Annotated in this window: 5 protein-coding genes and 1 pseudogene; 1 reads left to right on the top strand and 5 read right to left on the bottom strand. The window is 57.5% G+C overall.

From position 1 onward, the window contains the following. Positions 1-518 (bottom strand): thiamine pyrophosphate-binding protein (locus V6C07_RS12850; protein WP_333536872.1); only part of this gene is annotated, 518 nt, incomplete at its 3' end. 277 nt (positions 519-795) lie between these two features. Here V6C07_RS12850 and V6C07_RS12845 point away from each other — a divergent pair. Next, the gene (locus tag V6C07_RS12845; RefSeq protein WP_333536871.1) at positions 796-1,143 is read left to right on the top strand and encodes a DVU0772 family protein; all 348 of its coding nucleotides are present in this window, start codon (positions 796-798) and stop codon (positions 1,141-1,143) included. Positions 1,144-1,327: 184 nt separating this feature from the next. Here V6C07_RS12845 and mgtA read toward each other — a convergent pair whose 3' ends face one another. The 4 genes and pseudogenes from mgtA to V6C07_RS12825 form a co-directional block, all read right to left on the bottom strand. After that, positions 1,328-4,018: a magnesium-translocating P-type ATPase gene (gene mgtA / locus V6C07_RS12840; RefSeq protein ID WP_333536870.1), complete on the bottom strand. Its 2,691-nt coding sequence runs from the start codon at positions 4,016-4,018 to the stop codon at positions 1,328-1,330. 267 nt (positions 4,019-4,285) lie between these two features. Beyond that, the gene (locus V6C07_RS12835) at positions 4,286-4,438 is read right to left on the bottom strand and encodes a hypothetical protein (RefSeq protein ID WP_333536869.1); all 153 of its coding nucleotides are present in this window, start codon (positions 4,436-4,438) and stop codon (positions 4,286-4,288) included. A gap of 315 nt (positions 4,439-4,753) precedes the next feature. Beyond that, positions 4,754-5,290: a protoporphyrinogen oxidase gene (locus V6C07_RS12830; protein WP_333536868.1), complete on the bottom strand. Its 537-nt coding sequence runs from the start codon at positions 5,288-5,290 to the stop codon at positions 4,754-4,756. A gap of 65 nt (positions 5,291-5,355) precedes the next feature. After that, positions 5,356-5,979, bottom strand: a pseudogene (locus tag V6C07_RS12825) (hypothetical protein); the annotation flags it as partial.

The raw sequence follows: 5,979 nt of genomic DNA, 5'->3' as shown, positions 1-5,979 counted from the left end.
ACAGGTTTGCCCAGCGCGGGCTTGTCCCAGTCATCAAGGGGAATGGAAAGAAAAACAGGCCCGGCCGGGGGCTGCATGGCCATGGCATAGGCCCGCATGAAGGCAGCGGGCACATCTTCGGCGCGCACCGGCTCGTAGCTCCATTTGACCCAGGGCTTGGGCAGCTCGGCAGGCTCAACGTTGGTGAGCCATGGCTCCATGAGGAGCATTTCGCGCGTCTGGTTGCCGGCTGTGATGATCAGCGGCGTCTTGTTCATGCTGGCCGTCAGGATATTGCTCATGGCATTGCACAGACCGGCGGAAGTATGCACGTTCACCAGCGCCGGTTTGCGTGTGGCCTGGGCGTAGCCATCGGCGGCGCCCACGGCGGAGGCTTCTTGCAGTGTTTGAATATATCTGAAATCTTTGGGAAAATCTTTCAAGAACGTTTCTTCGGTTGAACCAGGGTTGCCAAAAACAGTGGTTATGCCCAGTTCACGCAAAAGTTCGAATGTAACCTGACGTATGGTTTTCGTCATGGTGTCCTCCGCGATATTCCGTTTGGGTTAGTTTTGCCGATAACGAATAGCATGTGTTTTATTAGTAGACAATCCTGATTCTGGGTTCTTGTAAAGGAAATCTGAATTGTGGCATTGGGTAGGGTTTTTTGGACTGCCGGCAGGCGCGCTGATTACAATCTTTTGTGACTGTGGTCACTTTTAAAACGTGAGAAGAGTGTAAGTTTTTGGCATGCGCACCCCTTGCCAGCTTTGTCAAGAATGATTATTGTTAAAGAAAGCCCATGAGGAGGACACCATGTCGCAACTAAAGGACTTCGCACTTTACGATATAGACTGGAACCTGACCCCCGAGCATGCCGTGACCATGTATCTTGAATGGGGTAACAATGACTGGCATTCGGAGTATCCTCCGGTTCGCTCAAAGGATGACGTGGCCCATTACTTTGTGGTGGACAGTTGGCAGAGCCCGCCCATGATTCGCCTTGTGCGCCGCAACTCCGAAAGGGCCGATGACCTTATAAGTCTGCCCCTGCCCAAGAATCTGATGGAAGATTTTCGTAAGGAGCACGGCGAGTGGCGCGGAATCAGCGCGCCTACTCCTGCGGTCAGAACATGGCTCAAGCACGAACTTGAGCAGGAATAACCCGGCAGCGGCGCAAACGTGGCCCGCCAGACAGAACATTTCTCGCATGCAGATGAAAACGCGCAGGAAACCGTGACGGGTTTCCTGCGCGTTTTTCGTCCGGCCAAGCCGCCTGCGCCGCTTACGGCGCAGGCGGCCCAAACAGGGCAATTTCACCTTGAAATTGCCCTGTTGTTGCAATGCTCTAGTACCAGCGGCCGAACCTGCGGATGTAAACAACCTTCATGCCCTGAGCCACGCAGCAGTAGCAAAGCAGCGTCGCGACCAGCCAGGGAAAGTAGCTCCAGGGCAGCGGCTCAAGCCCCACCAGCCCGCCCAGCGGCGAGAATGGCAGGTAAATGCCCAGCGCCATGACGGCCCCTGTAAGCAGCAGAACGGGCAGGGCCGCCGTGCTCTGCACAAAGGGGATTTTTCTGGTGCGGAGCATGTGCACCACCAGGGTCTGGGAAAGAAGCCCTTCCACAAACCAGCCGGACTGGAAGAGGGACTGCATCTCCACACTGGTTGCGCCAAAGACGAACCACATGAGCGCATAGGTGGTAATGTCAAAGATTGAAGAGGTGGGACCGAGCCAGACCATGAAACGGCCGATGTTTTGCGCATCCCACTTGCGCGGTTTTTGTAAAAACTCCTTGTCTACCGTGTCCCAGGGCAGGGAAAGCTGAGAAAAGTCGTACATCAGGTTCTGAAGCAGCAACTGCACGGGCAGCATGGGCAAAAAGGGAATAAAGGCGCTGGCAACCAATACCGAAAACACGTTGCCAAAGTTGGAACTTGCGGTCATGTTAAGGTATTTCATGATGTTGCCAAATGTTTCCCTGCCTTTGACAACCCCCTGCTCAAGAACCATGAGGCTTTTTTCCAGCAGAATGATGTCTGCGGATTCCTTGGCGATGTCAGCAGCCGTATCCACAGAAATGCCCACGTCGGCGTCACGCAGGCCGGGCGCATCGTTGATGCCGTCGCCAAGAAAGCCCACGGTATGTCCGCCTTGCTGCAATGTTTTGATAATGCGCGATTTCTGCATGGGCGTGAGCTTGGCGAACACGTCATGGCTGTCGCAGGCAGCCAGCAGTTCGGTATCATTCATGGCGTCCACATCATTGCCGGTCAGAACTGTTCCCGGCTCAAGACCCACGTCATGGCAGATTTTGGCCGTGATGACTGGCGTGTCGCCCGTAAGAACCTTGACGGTCACCCCATGCTCGCGCAGCGCGGCAATGGCCGGGCCGGCGCTGTCCTTGGGCGGATCAAGAAAGGTCAGGAAGCCCCGGATGGCAAGGTTGCCTTCTGCCGCGGCGGTGTACTGCTCACGAACTTCGCTGCCCTTGAAAACCTTTGTGCCGAGGGCCAGTACCCGGAAGCCGTCGCGGTTGTAAGAGCGCGCCAGATCCATGAGCCTTTCGCGCCATTTTTCGTTCATTTCCACAACCTGGCCCTGCACGTAAACGCTGGAGGCTATGGAAAGCATTTCTTCCACGGCGCCTTTGCATACCAGCAGATGTTCCGTGTCGGACTCTGCCACGATTACGGAAAGGCGGCGGCGCACAAAGTCAAAAGGCAGTTCGTCCACCTTGCGCAGGTGGCGCGGCAGGCTGTTTCCCTCAGTATCGCCATAGCGGACAATGGCCCTGTCCATGAGGTTTTTCATGCCGCTCTGGTGAAAGCTGTTGAGCCACGCAAGTTCCAGCACCGATTCGTCCATAAAGCCCAGCGGGTTGACGTGGCGCTCAAGGATGATCCTGTCCTGGGTCAGGGTGCCGGTCTTGTCGGTGCACAGGATGTCCATTGCACCGAAGTTCTGAATGGAATTCAGCCGTTTGACCACAACCTGCCGACGGGACATGGCTACGGCGCCTTTTGCCAGATTGGCGCTGACAATCATTGGCAGCATTTCGGGAGTCAGGCCCACGGCGATGGCAAGGGCAAACATGAAGGCGTCGCTCCAGTCTCCTTTGGTAAAGCCGTTGATGAGGAAAACAACGGGCACCATAAAGAGCATGAAACGGATGAGCAGGCGGCTTACGCTGTTGACCCCCTTGTCAAAGGCGGTTTGCGAGCGGCTGCCCACAATGTTTTTCGCCAGTGAGCCGAAGTAGGTGCGCGCCCCCGTGGCTACCACAAGGGCCGTGGCCGTGCCGCTGACCACGTTGGTTCCCATAAAGCACATGTTGCGCGAATCAAGCGCCTGCCCGGATGATCCCTGGGCGTCAGCGCTTTTTTCCGCCACGTCGGACAGGGTGTCGTATTTTTCCACGGGCAGGGATTCGCCGGTGAGCACCGCCTGACTGACGAAAAGGTCGCGGGAGTCAAGCAGGCGCACATCTGCGGGAACCATATCCCCGGCGGAAAGGCGTACCACATCGCCCCGCACCAGTTCATCCAACGGGATTTCGCGGGTTACAGACTCATTCTGCGCATCGCGGCGGGTAACCGTTGCGGTGGTGTGCACCATGGCTTGCAGGGCCTGGGCGGCCTTGTTGGAGCGAAATTCCTGCCAGAAGCGCATGATGCCGCTGATCAGAACCATGGTCACGATGATGGTTGCGCCCGTGCCGTCGGTTTCTTCACCGTTCTGGAGCGGAAGCCAGTAGTCGCTGTAAAAGCTGACGGCACTTATGATAAGCAGAACGTAGATAAACGGATTGTTGAAAGCGTGAAGGAACTGCACCAGAGGATTGGGAACACGCTCGCGGGCCACCTCGTTGCGGCCTTCGGCCTCAAGGCGCACGCGGGCATCGTTTTCGGTCAGTCCGTCTTTTTCGCTGTCGAGTTTTGTGAAAAGCGCATCCACGGTCTGTTCGGTGGACCGGGCGGCCCACTGGCCCTTATGGGAATTGTGGGGCTGATTTTTATTGGGAAAAGTGAAAAACATGGCATGTCTCCTCCTGCACCCGGCAGACGGCGCGCATGCCTGCTGTATAGTATCAGGCTATGTCGCTGTATGCGGGCGCAGAGGCAAGAAAGTTGAAAACACCATACCCGCTGCGTGTTTTTGTTGAAAAAGACGCTGCGGGCCGACTAGGAGGATGGTCCATTGTTGGAAAGCTCCTTTCCTTGCACCTGTCTGAAAGACAGCGCGGCTATGCGCTGCGCGCGCGTGTGAGGGGATTCGGTTCGGGGTATTGGCGTCCGTCGGATTTCACTGGGCGGATTTGGCGGACGTAATACGAGAAGCCAGGGATTCTGCGGTAAAAAGCCGCAGATTTCTGGAAGATACGGTCAACGTCAGTGCAAAACTGCTGGCGAAAAAAAATACGGCCAGCATGACGCAGGAAAAAAGGGAGAGTTTCATGGCTCGCCTCCGATGCCCGGAACAGGCGACGGCGAGCGGGAAGGATCCGTTACAGACCGAGACCTGTTGCCCGGGGCAACCTGGTTATCGTGTGTTCCCAGCGACTACTGGGATATTCCGTACTACCGGGTACGCTGTCCATTACGGTCCTTTGCTTTGGTTAAAGGTGCATGTTGGTGTTGACTACTAGGTAATTTCACGGTGGGAGTCAAGTCCGCGCCGACGGCGCGGGCGTGTCACACGCAAAAGCAGCCTCCCGCTGATATCAGACGGCAGGCTGCTTTGCTCCCGGGGGGCGAAGTGTGGGAAAAGCGGCTACCGGCCAAGCAGTTGGCGGGTCTGGGGGGTGAGGCCCCGCAGGTTTTCAAAAACGGTCTGGCCGCCCAGACTTTCAGGGTCCTGAATAATGGCAATAAGCACCATGTCGTGCGTGGCGTGCACTTTTGTCAGGGCCGGAGCCTTGAACGCCTGGCTGCGCGGTTCGCCTGTAAATGACCAGAAATGCCCTTCCTGTGAAGGTTCGGTGGCATCAACCTGAAAGCGCGTCAGCTCACGGGCAAGGCTTTCGCTGGTGGCCTGCTTGTCATTGGGCAGCATAAAAATGCTCACAAGCCCCCGATAGTTTTCTCCGGCCTCATCCTTGATGCCCAGAATCAGCATGCACTCTTCATCCTTGCCGGAATGGAAGCCCGTGCGTTCTTCTCCGTCCCATCCGGCGGGCAGGATTGCGCTGAAGCGGGTGAAGTCCCTGGCCTCCGCCCCGTTCACGGCAGGAGCAGGCTGTGCGGCATGGACGCCGCCCATGTTCAGGGCGCAGATCAGAAGCAGCAGAAAAAAAAGGGTGGAACGCATACGGGCCTCGCTTTGTCTTGGCGTTATGATCCGTGCAGCCGGAGACGGCATGTTTTTTGCGCGGTTCAGGCCGCGCTGCGCAGCAGGAAGGTGATGAACGGCAGGCTCTGGCGGATGACCAGAAGGGCCAGCGCCAGCCAGTTGAGCCACAGAAACTGCACCCGGGACCGCAGGGTAAACAGGATGGCCCAGCAGGTTACCGCCAAGGTCAGAGGCACAAGACCCGCAATCTGGGGCATGAGCCAGTCCGGCAGCGCCTGACCGCTGAAAGAAAGCCCGATAAACAGGCCCCAGCGGTCGATGCAACGGGGTATGTAGCCGATCATGGCCCACAGGGCGCACCAGCGGGCGGCCTTTTCCATATCCGACGCGGAAAAGATGCTTTTTATCGGCATGGCGGCGGCAGTGCCGGCACGCTCACGCAGGGCCAGCGAGATCGCCAGCAGGGCCACGGCTCCGGCAGGGGCGAAATTTGTAAAATAGTCATGGGTGGCAGTGCCGAGCACCGCTGAAACCATGCGGCTCCAGTCCAGTCCCTGTGGCGGCCCGGAAAAAGACCAGTTGGGCAGGGCGTGGGCCGCAAAAAAACAGGCGATCGCCAGAAGGTACAAGAACAGTCTGCCGTGCAGGGTGTCAGTGTCAAGCCGGTCGCCCGCCGCGTCACTTTCCGTGGGGGGCGTCGACCTGCA

This window comes from Desulfovibrio sp. 1214_IL3152, assembly GCF_036763055.1.
In the GTDB taxonomy this organism is placed as follows: domain Bacteria; phylum Desulfobacterota; class Desulfovibrionia; order Desulfovibrionales; family Desulfovibrionaceae; genus Desulfovibrio.
The sequence above is the reverse complement of the archived record's forward strand: the minus strand, read 5'-3'. Positions and strand labels throughout refer to the sequence as shown.